Genomic DNA, 18619 nt, shown 5'->3' with positions numbered 1-18619 from the left:
ACCTCGGCCTGGGCCGGCCCCTGCTGGAAGCCCTCCACCGCTGTGGCTACAGCAGCCCCACCGCWATMCAAGAACAGGCAATCCCCGCTGTATTAAGCGGYGGCGACCTGATGGCTGCCGCCCAAACCGGCACCGGTAAAACAGCCGGTTTCATCCTGCCAATGCTTGAAATATTGCGCCATGGCACCAGGGCCGGAGCAGGCCATGTGCGCGCCCTTGTGTTAACGCCAACCCGTGAATTGGCCGCCCAGGTGGCTGAAAGTGCAAACACCTATGGCCACGGCTTGCCCCTGCGCAGTGCGGTGGTGTTTGGCGGTGTTGGCATCAATCCGCAAATCGAGCGWTTRCGCCGGGGCGTTGATCTGTTGGTRGCAACCCCWGGYCGSTTGATTGATCTGCACGGCCAGGGGGTGGTGGAATTTCGTGGGCTGGAGCTGTTGGTGCTCGATGAAGCGGATCGCATGCTCGATATGGGCTTCATCAACGACATCCGAAAAATCCTGCGTTGGTTGCCATCAAAACGTCAAAATCTGATGTTTTCTGCCACATTTTCYGGCCCGATTCGCAAATTAGCCGAAGGCTTTTTGCATCAACCCCGCCAGATTCAAGTAAGCCCTGAAAACCGCACGGCCGATACCGTTGATCAATGCATTCATCCCGTTGATCAAGGYCGTAAAGGTGCCTTGTTAAGCCATTTGATCATCAGCAACAACTGGCAACAGGTGTTGGTTTTTTCGCGCACAAAACACGGCGCTAACAAGTTGGCTGAAAGGTTGATCAAAGAAGGTATCCAGGCMGCTGCCATCCATGGCAATAAAAGCCAAGGGGCCCGCACCCGTGCCCTGGGTGGTTTTAAAGATGGCGAGCTGCGGGTACTGGTGGCAACTGATATTGCCGCCCGCGGCCTCGATATCGCCCAGTTGCCCCATGTGGTGAACATGGATCTACCAAACGTGCCGGAAGACTATGTGCATCGCATTGGTCGCACCGGCAGGGCAGGCCAAACCGGCCATGCCCTTTCTTTGGTGAGCGCCGAGGAAAGGGATTTGCTCAAAGCAATCGAAAGGCTCATCGGAGCATCGCTGCCACGCCAGGTGGTACCTGGGTTTGAACCGGAAAAACCAATTTCTGCGGGCCCTGTGGAAAAGCCACCGGCCAGATCTTCTCGCAAACCGGCCCCCGGATCTGGTCAAAGGCGCAGGCTTGCACGGTAAACTCGCCCGGAATCCACAGAGTTCCCATGGCGCTTGTTCCGCTACGCCTGCTGCTAGATCACGCTGCTGAAAACGGCTACGGCATCCCAGCGTTCAATGTGAACAACCTCGAGCAGGTGCAGTCGATCATGGAGGCTGCCCATGAAACCGATAGCCCCGTAATTCTGCAAGCTTCCCGCGGTGCTCGCCAGTATGCCGGCGAAAATTTCCTGCGTCACCTGATCCTGGCGGCGGTGGAAACCTACCCAGACATCCCAGTGGTGATGCACCAAGACCACGGCAACAGCCCCGCCACCTGTTTCGGTGCTGCTGCCAATGGTTTCACSTCCGTGATGATGGACGGCTCCCTTGAAGCCGATGCCAAAACCCCTGCCAGCTACGAATACAACGTGGCGGTTACCAAGGAAGTGGTGAGTGTTGCCCACGCCATCGGCGTGAGCGTTGAAGGTGAATTGGGTTGCCTTGGTTCCCTTGAAACCGGCCAAGGTGAAGCTGAAGATGGCCATGGCTTTGAAGGCACCCTCGACCATTCACAACTGCTCACCGACCCCGCTGAAGCCGCTGATTTTGTTGCTAAAACCAAGGTTGATGCTTTGGCAATTGCCATCGGCACCAGCCATGGCGCCTACAAATTCACCCGCAAACCCACCGGTGAAGTTTTAGCGATTTCAAGAATTGCTGAAATCCATAAGGCCCTCCCAAATACCCACCTGGTGATGCATGGTTCTTCTTCCGTGCCCCAAGAGTGGCTCGACATGATCAATAAATTCGGTGGTGCAATYCCCGAAACCTAYGGGGTACCCGTTGAAGAAATCCAAGAGGGTATTCGCAACGGTGTGCGCAAGGTGAATATCGACACCGATAATCGCTTGGCTTTCACCGCAGCTGTGCGGGAAGCAGCTGCTAAAGATCCCAGCAACTTTGATCCCCGCCATTTCAATAAACCAGCCCGCGCCTACATGAAGCAGGTGTGCCTCGATCGCTACCAGCAGTTCTGGGCCGCCGGTAATGCCAGCAAGATCAAACAGCAAGATATCAACTACTACGCTGGCCTCTACGCCAAAGGTTCCCTTTACTGATTTACTTAGCAACCAATAAAGCAAGCGCTTTTTCTAGGTTGCTCTCCATCACAAAACGGCGGCCATCGCTCACCACAACTCTCACGAGGGTGGGCAGGCCGCCATTTCGTGCCTTCAGATATATCGGTTCAACATAAAGAAGGCCTTTGCCGATCGGCACCACCAGGAGGTTGCCTTGTATCACCTCCGAACCTTGGCGATTCCAAAGGCCAAATTGACGGCTGATAACAGGATCTTGTTCGATTAGCGCTGATATCTGTTGGGTGCCCAGCAGCAACCTTTGCTGCGGAAAGCGCACCAGCCTTAATTTGCCATAGGCATTGCCATCATTGCGAGCAGCGAGCCAACCCACCAAATTAGGGCGCTTTAGGGGAGAAAAAGGTAAAAGCAACACAAACTCAGGCCTTTTTTCCCCGGGTAGTTGCAAAGTTACGTGATATGGCCTCACTTCAACACTGCGATTTCCATATATCTCTAAGGGGATATCCCAAACRTCATCACCATTRTAAAAAGTGCGCACATCTGTTACATGAAAACGCAGTAGCATCTCCGCCTGAATTGCAAATTGGCTTTGGGGAACTTGAATGTGTTTTAGTAGYTCCTTTGGCATTTCAGCTAAGGGGGCAAATAATTCAGGGAATATCCGCTGCCAGGTGCGTAGTATTGGATCTTGGGGATCACTTACATAAAAGYGCACATCACCTGTATATGCATCTACTATTGCTTTTACCGGGTTGCGTAAATAACGCAAACCTTGGGAATTAGCTTCGCTGTAGGGATAGCTGCGGCTTGTGGTGAATCCATCCACAAACCAGAATTGATGCACGCCTCGTTTGAAGCCACTGCCGGGGGGCAGGCTTGCCGTAACTAGATAGGGTGCGTTTTCAAAGCGCAGAAATGGGGCGATTGCTTTKAGGCGAGCTTGGATTTGGCGCCTCAGTAGCAATTTGCTATTTGMCTCAAGGGCGCCCGTAAACAGCAGCCTTGGTTCCCTTAGGTAGTTGGCAGCAAATATTTTCTGCCAGCTATGGCTTAAAGGAACRCCAAGCGTTCCTTTGTAGTGGGAATAAATATTYAGATCTCCCTCTGGGTAGTCGAATTCTTTTACCCGCGATGGTGCGATTGCATAGGGGGTGGCATTGAAGCCGAAATAAATYCTCGGTTCCCCCACCGGTAATTGRCGGCGCACTTCAGCGCTGGTKACATCCAATTCAGCAAAACCTTGCACCTGGCCGCTGCGGCCTAGATCTTTAACAAAAAATATCGGCAGGCCRTCGGGGCCAAAGGCATTCACCGGTGAAACGGTGAAGCCATAGCCGTGGGTAAACACCATGTGSAGGTTTTGCCAGGTGCGAGATGCCCCAGGTAATGCATTGGCATCCAGTTCCCTTGGTGCAATCAGCACCTGTTGGGCGCCCCGGTTTTGATCGCTGCTGAGGCTGTAGCGATCTACGGCTGCTGAGGGAAAGCTGTAGTAAAGGCGCAGCTGTTGCAATTGCCGGTTTGTGGCAAGCAGGGGTTGGTTATCCCATAGCCGCAGGTTWTCAATCGTGCCCGGGCCTTGTTTTAAATCGGCTGCATCAAGCCCTTGGCGTGGTTCCAAGGTTTCCTGTTGCACTTGATCTAAGCCAAAGGCAGCGCGGGTGGCTTTGATCGTGCGCTCTAGATAGGTGCGCTCCAGCTGWAGTTCCCGCGGTTGCACCATGAACCGCTGCACCACTGGTGCAATTAGCAATTCCGCCAGGGGAATCAAGAGGCCGGTGCAGGCCAATGGCAGCAGCAGCCCCCGCCGCAACCAGCCGCTGGGCAGGGGGGTCATCAGGCCGCCGGCAGTGAGTAGAAGCAAACCGGCTAAAAGCAACCGCAGCGGTAAACGCACATACACATCAACGAAGCCAGCCCCCGCTGCCACCCCATGGCCATCMACCATYAGTTCAAATGGGCTTAGGGCCGTAATCAGGGCAGCAACTAGGGCGAGTGCCGCCAGTTGAGGTTGCAATACCCGTTGTTGCGGTTTGCTTAGGCCACTGAAATACCACTCGCTAAAACTGTTTCCCTGGCTAACGCTCAGCCACAGGCAGGCGGCCAACCCCACCAGTAATTGGCCCATAACAACGCTCAACACCAGCTGCAGCGCTGGTAATTGCAACACCGTGAAGCTCAGATCAAGCCCGGTAATGGGGTCCCCCTGGCCAAATGGTGCCGCCAATAGGGCCGGCAGCCAAAGGCTCCAACCCCGCGCCAGGGCGGTGGCCGATGCCACCAGAGCTGCCGAGAGGGCAATCCGCAGCGTTGTTAAGGGCCAGCGCAAAAGCGGTAGCAATAAAGCCAGTGCCAGCGCCAGCAGCAAGCCCACAGGTACACCCGCCAGCATCGGTAGGCCGCTGAGCGCTTCGTTGTTGAAGGGGGCATTTATCAAGCCCCGGGCCTGCACCAATAAATAGGTAAGGCCCAGCAACAGCGAGCCCAAAAGCAAGGCCAACACAAAACTGAGCCCCCAGCCCCTTAGGGGTGGCAGGTTGCCCCTTTGGATTTGGTTTTGGCTGCGCAGGCTCCAGCAGCGCTGCAATTGCTGTAGTTGCAGTGGGATGCCAAGGCCCAGCACCGCAATAAAGGCAACCCCCTGCACCGCCCAGCGGCGCAGCAGCAGTTGCTCGAGCTGAAATTGTTCAAACCAAGCAAATTCCACCCATAGCCTTGGCAGCAGCAAGATCAGCAGCAGTGCTGCTGCCAAAAAGCTCGCCAAGGCCGCTGATTGTGATCGCGAAAAAGCTGGGGCACCCATTACCAAACCCTATCCAATCAATATCGYTGCTAATACCCAACCACCACGGTTGGGATTTAATCGTTCACCCTAATGGCGCTGCTAACTTGGTGCAATACGACTTTCAGCCGTGACGTCTACCCTCGCCTCGGTTACTTTCAAAGGCTTGCGCTGCAAGGAATGCGGCCATGAATACGGAGCTGGCGCTCGCCACGTTTGCGAAGACGTGTGCTTTGGCCCCCTCGAGGTTGTTTACGACTACGACGCCATTCGGGCTCGCACCACCCGCGCCTCGATCGAAGCTGGCCCCGTATCGATTTGGCGCTACCGCGATTTCTTGCCCATCGAGGGGGATCCCATCGATGTGGGCACCGGTTTTACACCCCTGCTTAAGGCAAATCGCCTGGCAAGGCGCCTYGGTATCAAGAATCTCTATATCAAAAATGATGGCGTAAATATGCCCACCCTTTCTTTTAAAGATCGGGTGGTTAGCGTTGCCCTAACAAGGGCTCGGGAGCTTGGTTTTTCTACGGTTAGCTGTGCTTCCACAGGTAATTTAGCTAATTCCACCGCAGCGATCGCCGCCCATGCCGGCATGGATTGCTGTGTATTTATTCCCGCTGATCTCGAGGCGGGCAAGATCCTYGGCACCTTGATTTATAACCCCACCTTGATGGCGGTTAAAGGCAATTACGACCAGGTGAATAGGCTTTGCTGTGAAGTGGCAAATACCTATGGTTGGGGCTTTGTTAATATCAATTTGCGCCCTTATTACTCAGAGGGTTCAAAAACCCTTGGCTATGAAGTTATTGAACAACTTGGCTGGCAATTGCCCGACCACATCGTTGCCCCCTTGGCTTCCGGTTCCCTGTTTACTAAAATCAGCAAGGGTTTTGATGAATTCATCAAAGTTGGTTTAGTTGATGAAAAGAAGGTGCGTTTTAGTGGCGCCCAAGCTGAGGGTTGCTCACCCATAGCCCAAGCATTTGCAGAGGGTAGGGATTTCATTACGCCTGTAAAACCAAACACCATTGCAAAATCAATCGCCATTGGTAATCCAGCCGATGGTCCCTATGCCATCGATCTGGCAAACCGCACCGGTGGCTCCATTGCCGCCGTAACAGACGACGAAATCATCGCTGGCATCCAGCTGTTGGCTGAAACCGAAGGTGTTTTCACTGAAACCGCAGGTGGCACAACAATTGCAGTGCTTAAGAAACTGGTGGAACAGGGCAAAATCGATCCATCTGAAACCACCGTTGCTTACATCACAGGCAATGGCTTAAAAACCACCGAAGCCGTTAGTGCTGTGGTGGGTGAGCCCCACACCATCGAACCCCAGCTGGCCAGCTTTAATGCCGCCTGGGAAAGGGCCCAGTCGCTCCAGCGCGCCACCTGGGAAAGCGTTGRCGTTTAATTATTAGCTACTTCTATTATTCAACTTTGCATTTAATTCCATGGCMGTTCAAGTTTTAATTCCCACCCCCCTGCAGAAATTCACCGCTGATCAAGCAACCGTTGAATTGGAAGCCAGCTCCGTGCAGGAATTGATTGAAGCCCTAGATACTGCTTTTCCWGGTTTGGGTAATCGCCTTTGCGACGAGCAGGGAAAGTTACGCCGCTTTCTTAATTTTTATGTGAACAGTGARGATATTCGTTTCCTTGATAATCAAACCACTGCCCTCAGCGCTGGGGATGAGGTGAGCATTGTGCCAGCGGTTGCTGGGGGCTGAAATCCTTTTCGTGTGCTTGCACAATTTTATTAAAGCTGATTTCATCYAAGGTTTCTTGCTCAATTAGCGCCTCAACTAAGGCATCCATTAAAGGCCGCCTCGGTGTTAATAAATCAATTGCTTGCTTGAGTGCATCCCTGGCAATTTGTTGTACAACGGCATCKATTTGGGTGGCCGTGTTATTTGAATAGCTGTGCTCTGGCCGCGTCCAATCGCGGCCGAGGAATACCTCACCCCCCTCCTGCTCAAGGGCCATGGGGCCCAGCATTGAAAAGCCATAACGGGTAACCATTTCYCGGGCAATTTGGCTAACCATTTGCAAATCACCGCTAGCCCCTTGGGTTACYTCCGCATCACCAAACACCACGATTTCAGCTGCCCTTCCCCCCATGGCCACCACCAACCTCGCCCTTAGGTAGGCCTTGCTAATCAAGCCGCTGTCAAGAATTTCCTCATCGGGGGTGGTGCGGGCAAAGCCGCCAATTCCACCTGCCCTTGGCAGCAGCGTTACTTTGTCGAGGTTGTCTGCAGCGGGCAGCAGGGTTGTGAGTAAGGCATGGCCCACTTCGTGATAGGCGATTAGGCGTTTCTTGGCGCTGTCTTGCAGGGGTTTRGCCCCTAGGCCCATCGTTACCCGCTCAAGGGCATCATTCATCGCCTGTTCATCAATAAACAGCCTTTCCCTTCTCGCTGTGAGAATCGCCGCTTCATTGATCAAATTGGCCAGATCTGCCCCGGAAAACCCCGGCGTGCGCCTTGCCCAAAGCGGTAGCGAAACGTCGTCCCCCAGGGGCCTGGTGCGGGCATGAACCCCCAAAATTGCCTCGCGACCGCGGCGATCCGGCAGTTCCACCATTATTTGGCGATCAAAACGCCCCGGCCTRAGGAGGGCTGAATCGAGCACATCTGAGCGGTTGGTGGCCGCCAGCAGGATCACACCTGAATTGTCTTCAAAGCCATCCATTTCAGTGAGCAATTGATTGAGGGTTTGCTCCCTTTCATCGTTGCCGCCACCGATGCCTGCCCCCCGTTGGCGACCAACGGCATCGATTTCATCGATGAAAATGATGCAGGGTGCTTTTGCTTTTGCCTGCCGAAATAGATCCCTCACGCGGCTGGCACCAACGCCCACAAACATCTCCACAAATTCAGAGGCGGAAATGGAGAAGAAGGGCACATCAGCTTCCCCGGCGATTGCCCTAGCCAACAGGGTTTTACCGGTGCCAGGGGGGCCCACCAACAACACCCCCCGAGGAATGCGGGCACCAACGGCAGTGAAGCGTTCGGGTTCTTTTAAAAAAGTAACCACCTCCTGTAATTCAGCTTTTGCTTCATCAATGCCAGCTACATCCTCAAAACGAACATTGATGCTCCCCTCCGGTTGAAGGCGGGCCTGGCTGCGGCCAAAGCCCAGTGCTTTTTGGGCTACGGATGCTGAACGCTTTAACAGCAGCACCAACAGGCTGATCAGCAAAATGCCTAGAAATAAATTCACYAACAGCCCAGAGGAGCTGGCATCGTTTGTATTGCTTACGCTCAAGGGCACCCTGGCTGCTTCGGCGCTGCGCAGGATTTGTTGATCGTTGCTGAAAACCGCCACCCGGCTTTCAGAACCATCTTTGAACTGCACTAACACCTGATCGGTGCGGGGTAGCAGTTTTAATTCCTTCACCTGGCCAGCGCGGATCGCTTTGAGCAGGCCGCTATAGCTTGGGGTTTCGCTCAAATCCGTTTGGGAACCAGGTCCAATTATCTCCATAAAGCTTAGCGATTGACGGATGGTTACCCGGCATTAGATGATTGTTGTTTGGTATTGAGYGAGCCCGGATGGCTGTTCCTAAGAAGAAAACCTCAAAGGGCAAGCGCAATCAGCGCCATGCCACCTGGAAGGCTAAGGCGCGCGTGGCGGCTCAAAAAGCCATGTCTYTGGGTAAGGCCGTTTTGAGCGGCAGGGCCCAAGGATTTGTGTACCCAATGCCTGAAGAAGCAGAAACTGAAGAGTGATCTAGGCAGTWTYAATTTTRTAAAGTTTGAAAGATRCAACTTGCGGCGCGAAATAACATTGTAAARTAAYTSTATTAATARCTKYAYTRATAACTGTAAAKTTAACTGCCAAGTTTGAAAGCTTCYAATACCACAGCGTAAACGGCGCCAACACGCAAATTATCAGACATAAGCCAAAATATCGAGTTTTTTGATGTGTTAAAKCGAGTGCGCAGGCGCACCTGAAGCTCCACCAGCAGCAACAGGCCTAGGGCGCCAAAACTTTGCARCTTTGTGAAATTTAGGTAAACGCTGGTTAAATTAGCCGCCAAATAATAACCGGCTAATAGGGACAATAGGCCCAGGCTTTTTTTATACCARCTGCTGCTTATCCAGCCCAATAATTGTTCTGTTAATGCCTCTTGAACCTTATTGAAACGGGTGGATTGGGGCATTTGTTTAATCCACAAACTGCTGCAGTTTGGCGAGGTTGATCGCTCCTGCATCCAGATCATCCACTATCGCTGCAGCTCCTTCAAGCCCAGGTTTTGCTTTGGCCGTGATTAATACCTTGAGGCCTGCTCCCCKRGCTGCAGCTAATCCCTGGGCTGAATCCTCGATTGCCATAGCTGCCGCCGCTGGCAGCCCTAGTTTTTTTAAGGCCAGCACATAGGCCTCAGGGTGTGGTTTTTTTGTTTGCACATCCTCAGCGCAAATCCAGTGTTGCCAGCAATTATTCAGTTGTGGGTGATGCTGCAGTAAGGCTTCCACCGAATTGCGGCCGCTGCTTGTAACAAGCACTTGGCATAAACCTGCGGCCCTCGCCTCCAGCAGCAGCCTTTCAACCCCAGGCCKYAATGGGAATAACTGCTCCTTGAGGATGCGGCGGTAGTGCTTTTGTTTGCTTGCCTGCAGGCGGATTAACAACTCCTCTAATTCACTTTTAGCAAGGGGGTCTGATTGATTTTTTGATTTATTTTGATTTGATTTGAGATGMTGCTGCTTAGCCCARGCCCGCATCCGCTCGATTCCCCCTGTTACCGCTAACAAATCGCTGTAGGTGGAATTATTCCAGTGCCAAGCMAGTTGGGCCTCTGCAAAGGCGGCATTAAAGGCAAGCCGATGGCCGTTTTGTTCGGTATCCGCCAAAGTTCCATCAACATCCCAAAGCAAGGCTTGYAGGCGGGGCATCATGCGCTGGTGCTGATTCGATCTTAGGAACCCCCTGGTGCATCCACCCTCCGCCCTTGATCGTGTTTGGCAGTTGCCTCTGCCCCTTGAWGGAGCTGATTTTGATTCCTGTTGTGATCTGCCAGTGGAGCTGCTGGCGGTGTTGCAACGCCGCGGCCTAACTGAAATAAAYCAGGTGGAAGMCCTGCTCAAGCCAGCAACAGCACCACCGGCCCTTAAACATTTTCCCCACCTGGCGATTGCCCTTGAGCGTTTAGAAATCTCCTGCCGGCGGGGGGAATTGCTGGCGATTTGCGGCGATTACGACGCCGATGGCATGACGAGCACTGCCCTGCTAGTTGGGGTGCTGCAACGGCTGGGYGCCAAACCGATCGCTGCTATCCCAAGCCGCCAGGAGGATGGCTACGGCCTTAATGCCGCCATGGTGGAAAGGTTGGCCGCAAATGGTTGCCGCCTGTTGGTAACCGTGGATAACGGCATCAGCGCCCGGGAGGCCCTCGATAGGGCCCAAGCCCTGGGGGTGGAGGTRATAGTTACCGATCACCACASCATCCCGGCCGAAATGCCGCCCCTGCTGGCCCTTCTGCATCCAGCAACCACTCCAGATGGGTCCCCCTATCGGGGCTTGGCGGGGGTGGGCCTTGCCTATGTGTTAGCCCGCGCCCTTGCCCAGAAGTTGAAGCGGGCTGATGCCCTGCAGGCGGCCCTTGATCTGTTTTGCATTGGCACCATTGCCGACATGGCGCCATTAGTTGGCGTAAATCGGCTTTGGTTGATGGAGGGCCTCAGCAACTTGCATCGCTCCCAGTTGCCAGGTTTACGCGCCCTTGCCCAGCTGGCTGGATTGGAAGATCGCAGCATCGATAGCCAGGCCGTTGGTTTTTTGTTGGCCCCCAGGCTKAATGCGGTTGGGCGCTTGGCTGATCCGGCCCTAGCCGTGGAATTACTCACCACCAGTGATCAAAATCGAGCCCTTGAATTAGCTGATCAATGTGAAGCGCTCAATCGCCAACGGCGAGACCTTTGCGATGGCATCGAAGCAGAGGCCCAAGCCCTTGTGGAAGCCGATGGCCCCCAGCGACCGCCATTTCTGTTGTTAGCGCAAAACCATTGGCACCACGGTGTGATTGGCATTGTGGCCGCGCGRCTTGTGGAGCGCTGGGGCTTGCCGGTGGCAATCCTTGCCGGTGAAGGCAATGGCAAGATGCGCGCTTCGGTGCGGGCACCCCAAGGGTTTGCCGTTGATCAAGCCCTGCATGCCTGCGGCCATCTGCTCGAGCGTTATGGCGGCCATCCCGCCGCCGGTGGTTTCACCGTAAGGGCCGATCAAGTGGCAGCCCTGCATGAACAACTCTCAGCCCTGGCGGCCCAGTGGCTGCARGGMMGMTCYAGTGCCCTAGTGGTGGCCCCTGARGCACTGCTGCCCCTAGGGCGCATCGATGCTGATTTCTTGCATCAAATGCAGCGGCTTGAACCATTTGGAGTGGGTAATCCCACCCCCTTGTTTTGGGCCCGCCATTGCCAAGTGAAGCGCAGCAAATTGCTGCGGGGKGGCCACCTTTCCCTAGAACTCGCYGCAGGTAGCGGCAGCATCACCGCGATCGCTTGGCGATGGAATGGCCCTGAACCCAGCACCCGCTTGCTTGATCTAGCCTTTCGCCTGCGACAAAGCTATTGGCAGGGCCAGCTCCGCTTGCAACTTGAATTGGAGGCCCTGCGCCCCAGTGAAACCGAAGCGATTKTTTTAATGCGTGGCAAGCGTGAATACCAGTGCGAAAAAGAGGGCAGCAACCTTTTAATCCGCAACCCTGAAGGGGAGGAATTGCGGGTGGCCTGGTTGGATCAGGATCGAGCCGCCAATGGTCAATCTCTGCACCCCCATACCCTTGCCCTGGTGCAACAGGCAGCCCAAGCCCTTGGTTTAGTGGCCTAATGAACACCCCATTGATGCCTACTACGCCACGCCACTGGTGGCCTTTGCTGTTTCCTTTGCTAGCGCTTGGCTTTTTGCTTGGCCTTGCTTGCCTGCCCCTGAATTGGATCGATCAATGGGTAGATGGCTTGCTTGGGGAAGCTTTTAAAGCTGGTTTTAGCTCGATTAGTTGGCTGCCTTTGCTAGCGATGCCTTTGCTTTGCGTATTGCAAAGAGGTGTGTGGCGCCATGGCATGGGTTCAGGYATCCCCCAGGTGGTGCTTTGCATTGAGCAACCCCAGCGGGCCGCGGAATTTTTAAAATTKKCGCCRTTGCTGATGCGTTGCGGCCTTTGGAGCATTGCCAGCATTTGTTTATTACCCCTCGGCAGGGAAGGCCCCGTTGTTTTTATTGGCGCTGCCCTGGTGTGGCAATTGCGGCGCTATTTGGCCAAACCGCTYGYCTCGCTTAGCGCCCCGGTGCTTTATGCCGCCGCTGGCGGAGCCGGCCTAGCCGCTGGTTTCAATAGCGCCTTAGTGGGTGTGGTGTTTGCGGCTGAGGATCTACTGCAGCGYTGGAATGTGCCCTTGATTTGGGCAGCCSTTGCCATGGTGTTACCGGCCTCATTGGTGGCGGCTTTGGCTGGYGAGCCGATGTTTGCCTACGGCATCATTCCCGCTAGCCCAGATCAATGGCAGCAAATTGGCCTTGGCCTGCCTTTGGGTTTAATCGGKGGCTTGTTAGGGGCCCTATTCAGCGCCTTGGTGCTTTGGGCCACCAGGCAACTTCAGCCCCTTGCCCTAGGTAAACCCCTAGGGGTGGGTTTGCTGTTGGGGGGCCTGTTGGTGCTTCTTGGCGCCATTAGTGGTGGCAGGGCCTATGGCGATGGATCTGCCGTTTTAGTGGATTTGATTGGAAGGGGCGGCAGCCTTGAACCGCTGCAGGCAGTTAGTGCCTTGATCAGCCGACTGCTGGGGCCCGTGTTAGCCCTTGGTGTGGGGATYCCTGGGGGGTTAATTGATCCAGCCTTGGCCATTGGTGGCCTTGCTGGCAGCATCTTGATGCCGTTTTTAGGCCAGCCGGAACCTTTGCTTGGCATTGCGATTGGCATGGGCGCCGGCTTAGCTGGTGCCACCCAATTGCCGTTGTTTTCCACCCTTTTTGCCCTGCGGCTTTGCGGTGATCAGCAATTGCTGCCAGGTTTGTTGCTCGCCTGTGTGGTGGCGGCGATGTTGAGCCGCAGCCTGCAACCCCAGCCTGTGTACCACGGCCTCACGGCCTTATTTGCCGCCCGCTTAGAGGGCGCCGCGGCGGTAGAAGAGGATGAAAATCACAGCGGGACCAGCCAAGGTGATCAGCGCTAGGGCACCGAAATTAGCGATCAGGTGGAAATCGATGCCCATGGAAGCTTGCCCAGCTATTAATTCGCATACTTTACGGGCCTTAGTTGCCCTTATTTGGCCATTGGGGTTAATGCCGTGACCGCCTGTTACAGCTGGAGCTGCGTTAGTAATTGCGGCGCCTGTTGCCGCTTAGATCCAGCCCAGCGCCCAGAGGCCCTAGAAGCCCTCAGCACTGAACAAAAACGGCTCTACTTAGAAATGGTGGGTAGTGATGGTTGGTGCATTCATTTCGACACCGGCAGTAGGCGCTGCCGCATCTATGCAAGCCGGCCTGATTTCTGCCGKGTGGATCAATTAGCCGAACTTTTTGATGTGGAGCCCGCAGAACAAAGCGATTTTGCAATTGCCTGTTGCCGYGATCAGATCCGGGTCGAATACGGTGGCCGCAGCCAGGAGCGCAAGCGCTTTGAACGGGCAATCAGAACCAACCACTAAYGCCCCCACCGCCGGTGCCATTTTTATGGGCACCTTTGCAACGGTWTTTCTGGCGGAGCTTGGCGATAAAACCCAATTGGCCACCCTGCTGCTATCKGCCCARTCGGGCAGACCTTTATTGGTGTTTATTGGTTCSGCGCTTGCTTTAGTGGCCTCAAGTTTGGTGGGGGTATTGCTGGGGCGTTGGCTGGCTGGCTGGATATCACCGCAACGCTTGGAACTGTTGGCTGGTTCGTTGATGCTGCTATTGGGCAGCCTGCTGGGCCTGCAAGCAATAGGGCCTTGGCTAACTGAGCTTTTCTTATARATGACTATTTCACCTGATCTTCTCCTGCTGGCTTCCACCTTCAGCACAGTTTTTCTTGCTGAGTTAGGTGATAAAACCCAACTTGCCACCGTTGCCATTAGTGGCACCAGCAATCGCCCCTTATATGTTTTCCTCGGCAGTGCCTCGGCCTTGGTTTTGGCAAGCTTTTTAGGGGCCCTGCTGGGGGGTGGCTTGGCGGAAGTTGTGCCAGCGCAACTGTTGCAACTGGCAGCTGCCATCGGCTTTTTAGTAATTGGCGGCCGCTTGGTGATCAACGCTTTAGCCACCAAACAGGAGCAGAGCTGAGCCACTTTCCAGCGGCTCCCTAAGCTTGTTGTTCAGCATTAATCGCAGCATCGCCCCCGCATGAAGTTTTCCGTTGCCAATCTGCTGGATCAATTGCAGGCGGAATCAGCTGTTTCGGTGCAGGAATTAGAAAAAAAACTGGCCCTTAAAACCGTAAAAGAAAAGCACTATTTAGAGCTAGCACTGCAGGCGTTGGAACGGATTGGTTTACTAAACCAGGCTGAAGAGGGGATCAGCCGCACTAATAACGAGGCTTTAATTGAAGCTCGCTTGAGATGTTCCAGCAAAGGGTTTTGCTTCGCCCTGCGGGAAGATGGCGGCGACGACGTTTATATCCGCGACCACCAGYTGAACCATGCCTGGAATGGTGATCGTGTGCTYGTGAAAGTAACGCGGGAGGGAGGGCGCCGCCGTTCACCGGAAGGGGGGGTGCAATGCATTCTCGAGCGCTCCAACWCCACGGTGCTGGCCCAGGTGGAACGCCAGGAGGAGCAATTGCTTGCARTACCCCTTGATGATCGCCTGCATGCCTCGATTCAATTGCAGGAAATCGATGCCGATCACATCGAGCGGGCTGGGGAAGCCCTGGTGGAAGTGGCAATGGATCGTTTCCCCATTGGTCAATTCCCCGCCCAAGGCCATGTGCGCCGCTCCCTTTCAACAAAAGGTGAGGGCAATGCCGACCTAGAGCTGCTACTTGCCCGCCATCGCCTTGATGGCGCTGGCTTTAGCGGCCGGATCAATTTAAAAACGCCMGCGGCTGCTGGCAGGGAAGATCTCAGCGAGTTGCCCAGCATTTTGTTGCGGGGCAGGSCMGYTGATAATTCRGCGGCTTCAGTGGCGGTGTCGCTGGARGRCGGCAACCGTTTATGGCTGCATATCCCTGATATTGGCGAGCGTTTATCCCTCGATGGYCCCCTTGATCGCTGGTTGCGTGATCAAGCTGAAGCCATAGGTGTTGGCAACAGTTGGATACCACTGCTGCCTGCCCCCTTGCAGGAGGCGGCCGCATTAAGCATTGCCCAAAACAACAGCGCCCTATCGGTGGCCCTTGAGCTAAGYCCAGAGGGGGAGCTGCTCCACTACCGCTTTTGTCGCTCCACGGTGCGGATTGATGCTGAATTGGATGCCAACAGCCTTGAGGCCTTGCTAAATCGCAAGCCAAAGGCCCGCACCACTCCTGTTGCGCTTAAGGCCCTAAAGGAGTAYYTGCCGCTTTTGGAGCAGTTGCAGGCSCTGGTGCAMTTACTACGCCAGCAGCGTTTAGGGGCGGGCAGCTTGGATCTGGACCTAGCGGTGCCCGCCCTTGAAGCCATGGCCCATCAGGGCCAGGAATTGCCTGATCAAAGGCGAAGTGGTTGGTTTGCCACCGCTGCCCCMAACAACCCCATGGGCTGGCTGCGGGAGYTGGTGCGCCCTGCCGAACAAGCCCTTGGCCGCCATCTGGCTGCCCTGGAGCTGCCAGCYCTGTTCCTTGGCCAGGCAGCGCCGGATCCAGCTGATTTAAATGATTTGGTGAAACTTGCTGTGGGGCTTGATGTGCCCTTGGAATTAGGGGCTGATGGCAATGCCCCTGCTGCTGCTGCCTTGGCCGAGGCATTYSTTGGCAGCAAACGGGCCAGGGTGCTGCAACAGCAATTGCGTGAGGCCACTAAACCCGTGCAATTAAGTGCATTGCCGGAGGCAAATGCCTTGGCGGCTGAACCATTGGCCTATGCCCCTTGGTGTTTCCCTTCGCTGCACTACAGCGCGATTTGGAACCAATTGCTGCTCGTAACCCTGCTCACCGAGGCAAAGGATCGCCCCAGTGTTCGCCATAAAAGYCGCCTGGATCTAAGCGCTGATAGTTGCCATGGCCAGATCGAATGGGCCCTGCTAACCGCCAGCCAGTTGGCTCCTTTCCARGAAACGATCGCCAATGGTTTGGTGAATCGTTTGAATGGCCGCAGCCGTTTTGCCGATGAGGTGGAGGCTGATGGCTTGGCTTTATTTAGGGCAAGGCAGGCGGAATCATTGCTGGGTCAAACCTTGCCTGGTGTGATCAGTGGCATTCAGAGCTACGGCTTCTTTGTTGAACTACCTCCAACCCAGGTGGAGGGATTGGTGCATGTGAGTTCCTTAAAAGACGATTGGTATGAATACCGCTCCCGTCAACATCGTTTAGTTGGCCGTAAAAACCGCCGCACCTACAAGCTGGGTGATCCCGTGGAGGTGGAGGTGCTGAAGGTGGATGTGTTGCGCCATCAAATTGATCTAGCTGTTTTACAGCCGGAAATTGAGCCGGATGCCCAGCTTTCCGATGATGATGGAGAGGATGAGGAATCCTGAGGTTGCCTTTCCAGAAGCGCCSCTGCTRCTTGCTGTGTGCGGTGCTTCAGCGCAAGTGCTCGCCCTCAGGGCTTTGCAATTGTTGCTTGAGGGCGATAACTGCGTTGATTTGGTTTTAAGCAGGGGTGCCTTTGAGGTTTGGCGGGCCGAGATGGGCYTGGTGTTGCCCGTGGCACCRAAGGAACAGGAGCAGGTRTTGCGCCAGCATTGCGGCACAARCAAGGGTGAACTGCGCTGTTATCGCTGGAACGACCAAGCAGCACCGATGGCCAGTGGCAGCTACCGCAGCCGCGGCATGTTGATCCTGCCGGCCACCATGGGCACCGTTGGCAGGGTGGCAGCTGGTATCGCCACCGACYTAATTGAACGCTGCGCTGATGTGCATCTCAAGGAGGCGCGACCGCTGGTGATCTGCCCCMGGGAAATGCCATGGAATCTGATCCATTTGCGCAATCTCACCAGCCTGGCGGAAGCGGGCGCCCGCATTGCACCACCGATTCCAGCTTGGTATCACCAGCCYGAAAGCCTTAGCGACATGGTGGATTTTCTCGTGCTGCGCACCCTTGATCTCTTTGGGTACAGCTTGGGCGAATTGCGCCGCTGGCAGGGACCAATYCAACAGCCATGAAAGAACTGCTGGTGCTGCCGTTGCTAATGCCCCTGGGGCTAGCCCTGGTGGTGGGATTACTAAATCTCACAACGCCCAGCCGTTTGAAGTTTTTGCTTTGGTCTTCCCCGCCCCTATCGCTTGGCAGCTGGGTGATGCTCGGTGCCGGTGGTGGYGCTGCYTTAAGTGCAGCGCTGAGTGCCACTGCKGGYTTGCCTGCTAAACGCAAGCCCAAGCCAAAAGCTGAAACTTGGCAAGCACCAGCGCCTAAGGCAGCCCCTAGCCAGCAGTGGCCTGAGCGGGATCCCCAGGAGCCAGCACCAACGGTTTCTGTGCCGTTTCGGGTTGTTAATTCAAAGGCTGAACAGCAGCCCGATTGGGATCAAGCCAGCGATGCCGACTGGTAAAGCTGAGCGCTGCCCTAACTTGGAAAAACCCATCAGGCCCCACAGGTGACTGATTCAGCGGCCAAAAAAGCAGCACCTGCTCCCAAACCTGCTCCCAAACCTGAGGATCAGGCCTTCGRAAGCTTTATCCCGGAGCTATTCCTGCCCGCTTTGGCTAAGGAGATTCAGGCCTATGGCGGGCCCGCCATTGAATTGCGCCTYGAGCAGGCCCCCATGCCTGTGGTGGGTGAAATGTGTTGGCAGGTTGCGGGTGAATTGCCTGGCGGAAGGAGGTTTTGGCTTTGTTTTTTGAGCAACAACATTCAAGCCGCTAAAACCATTGCCCTTGCCGAAGCTGGCGCTGATCCCAGTTTGCTGGAGTCTTTTTTGATCGATGAAAAGAAAACCACCCTGGCCCTGCTGGTGAGCCGCACGGTGCAAAGGYTAAACGGWCAGAAATGGCTCGGGCCCAACTGAGCTCTCTCCCCTCCTACTATTAAAAACAAGAAGGTTTTAATCGGATGGTTCCACCTAGCGCTGCCCTAGCTGAATCTCCCCAGCCCGCTGCAAAAGAGCCAGCTAGGGAAACAATCCTCACGCCCAGGTTCTACACCACGGATTTTGAGGCGATGGCCGCCATGGATCTGCAGCCCAATGGGGCAGAGCTAGAGGCGATCTGCGAGGAGTTTCGCAAGGATTACAACCGCCATCATTTTGTTCGCGATCAGTCTTTTGAAGGGGCAGCGGAAAAGCTTGATCCAAATACCCGCAAGGTGTTTGTTGAATTCTTGGAGCAGAGCTGCACCTCAGAATTTTCTGGCTTTTTGCTCTACAAAGAATTGAGCCGAAGGATTAAAAATCGCAATCCTTTGCTGGCTGAATGCTTTGCCCACATGGCAAGGGATGAAGCCCGCCATGCAGGCTTTTTAAATAAGGCGATGGGAGATTTTGGTTTACAGCTGGATCTAGGT

General features: G+C 54.9%; 19 protein-coding genes and 1 pseudogene. 15 read left to right on the top strand and 5 right to left on the bottom strand.

What is annotated here, in order from left to right:
• Positions 1 to 1214 (top strand): DEAD/DEAH box helicase (locus tag C7K08_RS09080; RefSeq protein ID WP_241537176.1); only part of this gene is annotated, 1214 nt, incomplete at its 5' end.
• 26 nt (positions 1215 to 1240) lie between these two features.
• On the top strand, positions 1241 to 2293 hold the full coding sequence (gene fba / locus C7K08_RS09075; RefSeq protein ID WP_106500316.1) for a class II fructose-bisphosphate aldolase: 1053 nt from the start codon (positions 1241 to 1243) through the stop codon (positions 2291 to 2293).
• A gap of 1 nt (position 2294) precedes the next feature.
• Here fba and C7K08_RS09070 read toward each other — a convergent pair whose 3' ends face one another.
• The gene (locus C7K08_RS09070) at positions 2295 to 5039 is read right to left on the bottom strand and encodes a UPF0182 family protein (protein WP_241537175.1); all 2745 of its coding nucleotides are present in this window, start codon (positions 5037 to 5039) and stop codon (positions 2295 to 2297) included.
• Positions 5040 to 5187: 148 nt separating this feature from the next.
• Between C7K08_RS09070 and thrC the strand changes: the two genes are divergently transcribed.
• Together thrC and C7K08_RS09060 are read left to right on the top strand one after the other, a co-directional pair.
• Positions 5188 to 6474, top strand: a complete 1287-nt coding sequence (thrC, locus tag C7K08_RS09065; RefSeq protein ID WP_106500314.1) for a threonine synthase — start codon at positions 5188 to 5190, stop codon at positions 6472 to 6474.
• 40 nt (positions 6475 to 6514) lie between these two features.
• The gene (locus tag C7K08_RS09060; RefSeq protein ID WP_106500313.1) at positions 6515 to 6790 is read left to right on the top strand and encodes a MoaD/ThiS family protein; all 276 of its coding nucleotides are present in this window, start codon (positions 6515 to 6517) and stop codon (positions 6788 to 6790) included.
• Here the strand turns inward: C7K08_RS09060 and ftsH are convergent.
• Positions 6741 to 8549: an ATP-dependent zinc metalloprotease FtsH gene (gene ftsH, locus C7K08_RS09055; protein ID WP_106500312.1), complete on the bottom strand. Its 1809-nt coding sequence runs from the start codon at positions 8547 to 8549 to the stop codon at positions 6741 to 6743. The two genes, C7K08_RS09060 and ftsH, sit on opposite strands and share 50 nt — an antisense overlap.
• Positions 8550 to 8617: 68 nt before the next feature.
• Between ftsH and rpmF the strand changes: the two genes are divergently transcribed.
• Positions 8618 to 8794, top strand: coding sequence for a 50S ribosomal protein L32 (gene rpmF / locus C7K08_RS09050; protein WP_106500317.1), 177 nt, complete (start codon positions 8618 to 8620; stop codon positions 8792 to 8794).
• Positions 8795 to 8895: 101 nt separating this feature from the next.
• Here rpmF and C7K08_RS09045 read toward each other — a convergent pair whose 3' ends face one another.
• Positions 8896 to 9228 carry a DUF565 domain-containing protein gene (locus C7K08_RS09045; RefSeq protein ID WP_161955862.1) on the bottom strand — a complete coding sequence of 111 codons (333 nt, stop codon included), beginning with the start codon at positions 9226 to 9228 and terminating at the stop codon, positions 8896 to 8898.
• 4 nt (positions 9229 to 9232) lie between these two features.
• Positions 9233 to 9967, bottom strand: a complete 735-nt coding sequence (locus C7K08_RS09040; protein WP_106500310.1) for an HAD-IA family hydrolase — start codon at positions 9965 to 9967, stop codon at positions 9233 to 9235.
• 34 nt (positions 9968 to 10001) lie between these two features.
• Between C7K08_RS09040 and recJ the strand changes: the two genes are divergently transcribed.
• Both recJ and C7K08_RS16410 read left to right on the top strand, forming a co-directional pair.
• A complete protein-coding gene (gene recJ, locus C7K08_RS09035; protein ID WP_341272151.1) occupies positions 10002 to 11897 on the top strand; it encodes a single-stranded-DNA-specific exonuclease RecJ in 1896 nt (631 codons plus the stop codon).
• A pseudogene (locus C7K08_RS16410) lies at positions 11897 to 13105 on the top strand (chloride channel protein); the annotation flags it as partial. The gene recJ and the pseudogene C7K08_RS16410, both read left to right, overlap by 1 nt.
• Before the next feature lie 66 nt (positions 13106 to 13171).
• Here C7K08_RS16410 and psb30 read toward each other — a convergent pair.
• The gene (gene psb30 / locus C7K08_RS09025) at positions 13172 to 13279 is read right to left on the bottom strand and encodes a photosystem II reaction center protein Ycf12/Psb30 (RefSeq protein ID WP_006041509.1); all 108 of its coding nucleotides are present in this window, start codon (positions 13277 to 13279) and stop codon (positions 13172 to 13174) included.
• Positions 13280 to 13354: 75 nt separating this feature from the next.
• Here psb30 and C7K08_RS09020 point away from each other — a divergent pair, with 75 nt between their 5' ends.
• From C7K08_RS09020 to acsF, 8 genes are all read left to right on the top strand, one after another.
• Positions 13355 to 13714: a YkgJ family cysteine cluster protein gene (locus C7K08_RS09020; protein WP_206603830.1), complete on the top strand. Its 360-nt coding sequence runs from the start codon at positions 13355 to 13357 to the stop codon at positions 13712 to 13714.
• A gap of 25 nt (positions 13715 to 13739) precedes the next feature.
• On the top strand, positions 13740 to 14021 hold the full coding sequence (locus C7K08_RS09015) for a TMEM165/GDT1 family protein (RefSeq protein WP_206603831.1): 282 nt from the start codon (positions 13740 to 13742) through the stop codon (positions 14019 to 14021).
• Entirely contained in the window at positions 14022 to 14327 is a 306-nt protein-coding gene (locus C7K08_RS09010) for a TMEM165/GDT1 family protein (protein ID WP_106500306.1), read from the top strand.
• Between the two features lie 60 nt (positions 14328 to 14387).
• Entirely contained in the window at positions 14388 to 16655 is a 2268-nt protein-coding gene (locus tag C7K08_RS09005) for an RNB domain-containing ribonuclease (RefSeq protein WP_106500305.1), read from the top strand.
• Entirely contained in the window at positions 16642 to 17283 is a 642-nt protein-coding gene (locus tag C7K08_RS09000; RefSeq protein WP_106500304.1) for a flavin prenyltransferase UbiX, read from the top strand. Before C7K08_RS09005 ends, C7K08_RS09000 begins: the two co-directional genes overlap by 14 nt.
• A complete protein-coding gene (locus C7K08_RS08995) occupies positions 17280 to 17669 on the top strand; it encodes a hypothetical protein (protein ID WP_106500303.1) in 390 nt (129 codons plus the stop codon). Before C7K08_RS09000 ends, C7K08_RS08995 begins: the two co-directional genes overlap by 4 nt.
• A 45-nt stretch (positions 17670 to 17714) precedes the next feature.
• The gene (locus tag C7K08_RS08990; protein WP_106500302.1) at positions 17715 to 18125 is read left to right on the top strand and encodes a DUF2996 domain-containing protein; all 411 of its coding nucleotides are present in this window, start codon (positions 17715 to 17717) and stop codon (positions 18123 to 18125) included.
• 44 nt (positions 18126 to 18169) lie between these two features.
• The coding region (gene acsF, locus C7K08_RS08985) for a magnesium-protoporphyrin IX monomethyl ester (oxidative) cyclase (protein WP_106500301.1) at positions 18170 to 18619 on the top strand (450 nt) is incomplete at its 3' end.

Origin of the sequence: Synechococcus lacustris str. Tous (assembly GCF_003011125.1) — a bacterium.
Classification (GTDB): Bacteria; Cyanobacteriota; Cyanobacteriia; order PCC-6307; family Cyanobiaceae; genus Synechococcus_D; species Synechococcus_D lacustris.
Note: the sequence above shows the minus strand (reverse complement) of the source record. Positions and strands in the feature narration are given on the sequence as shown.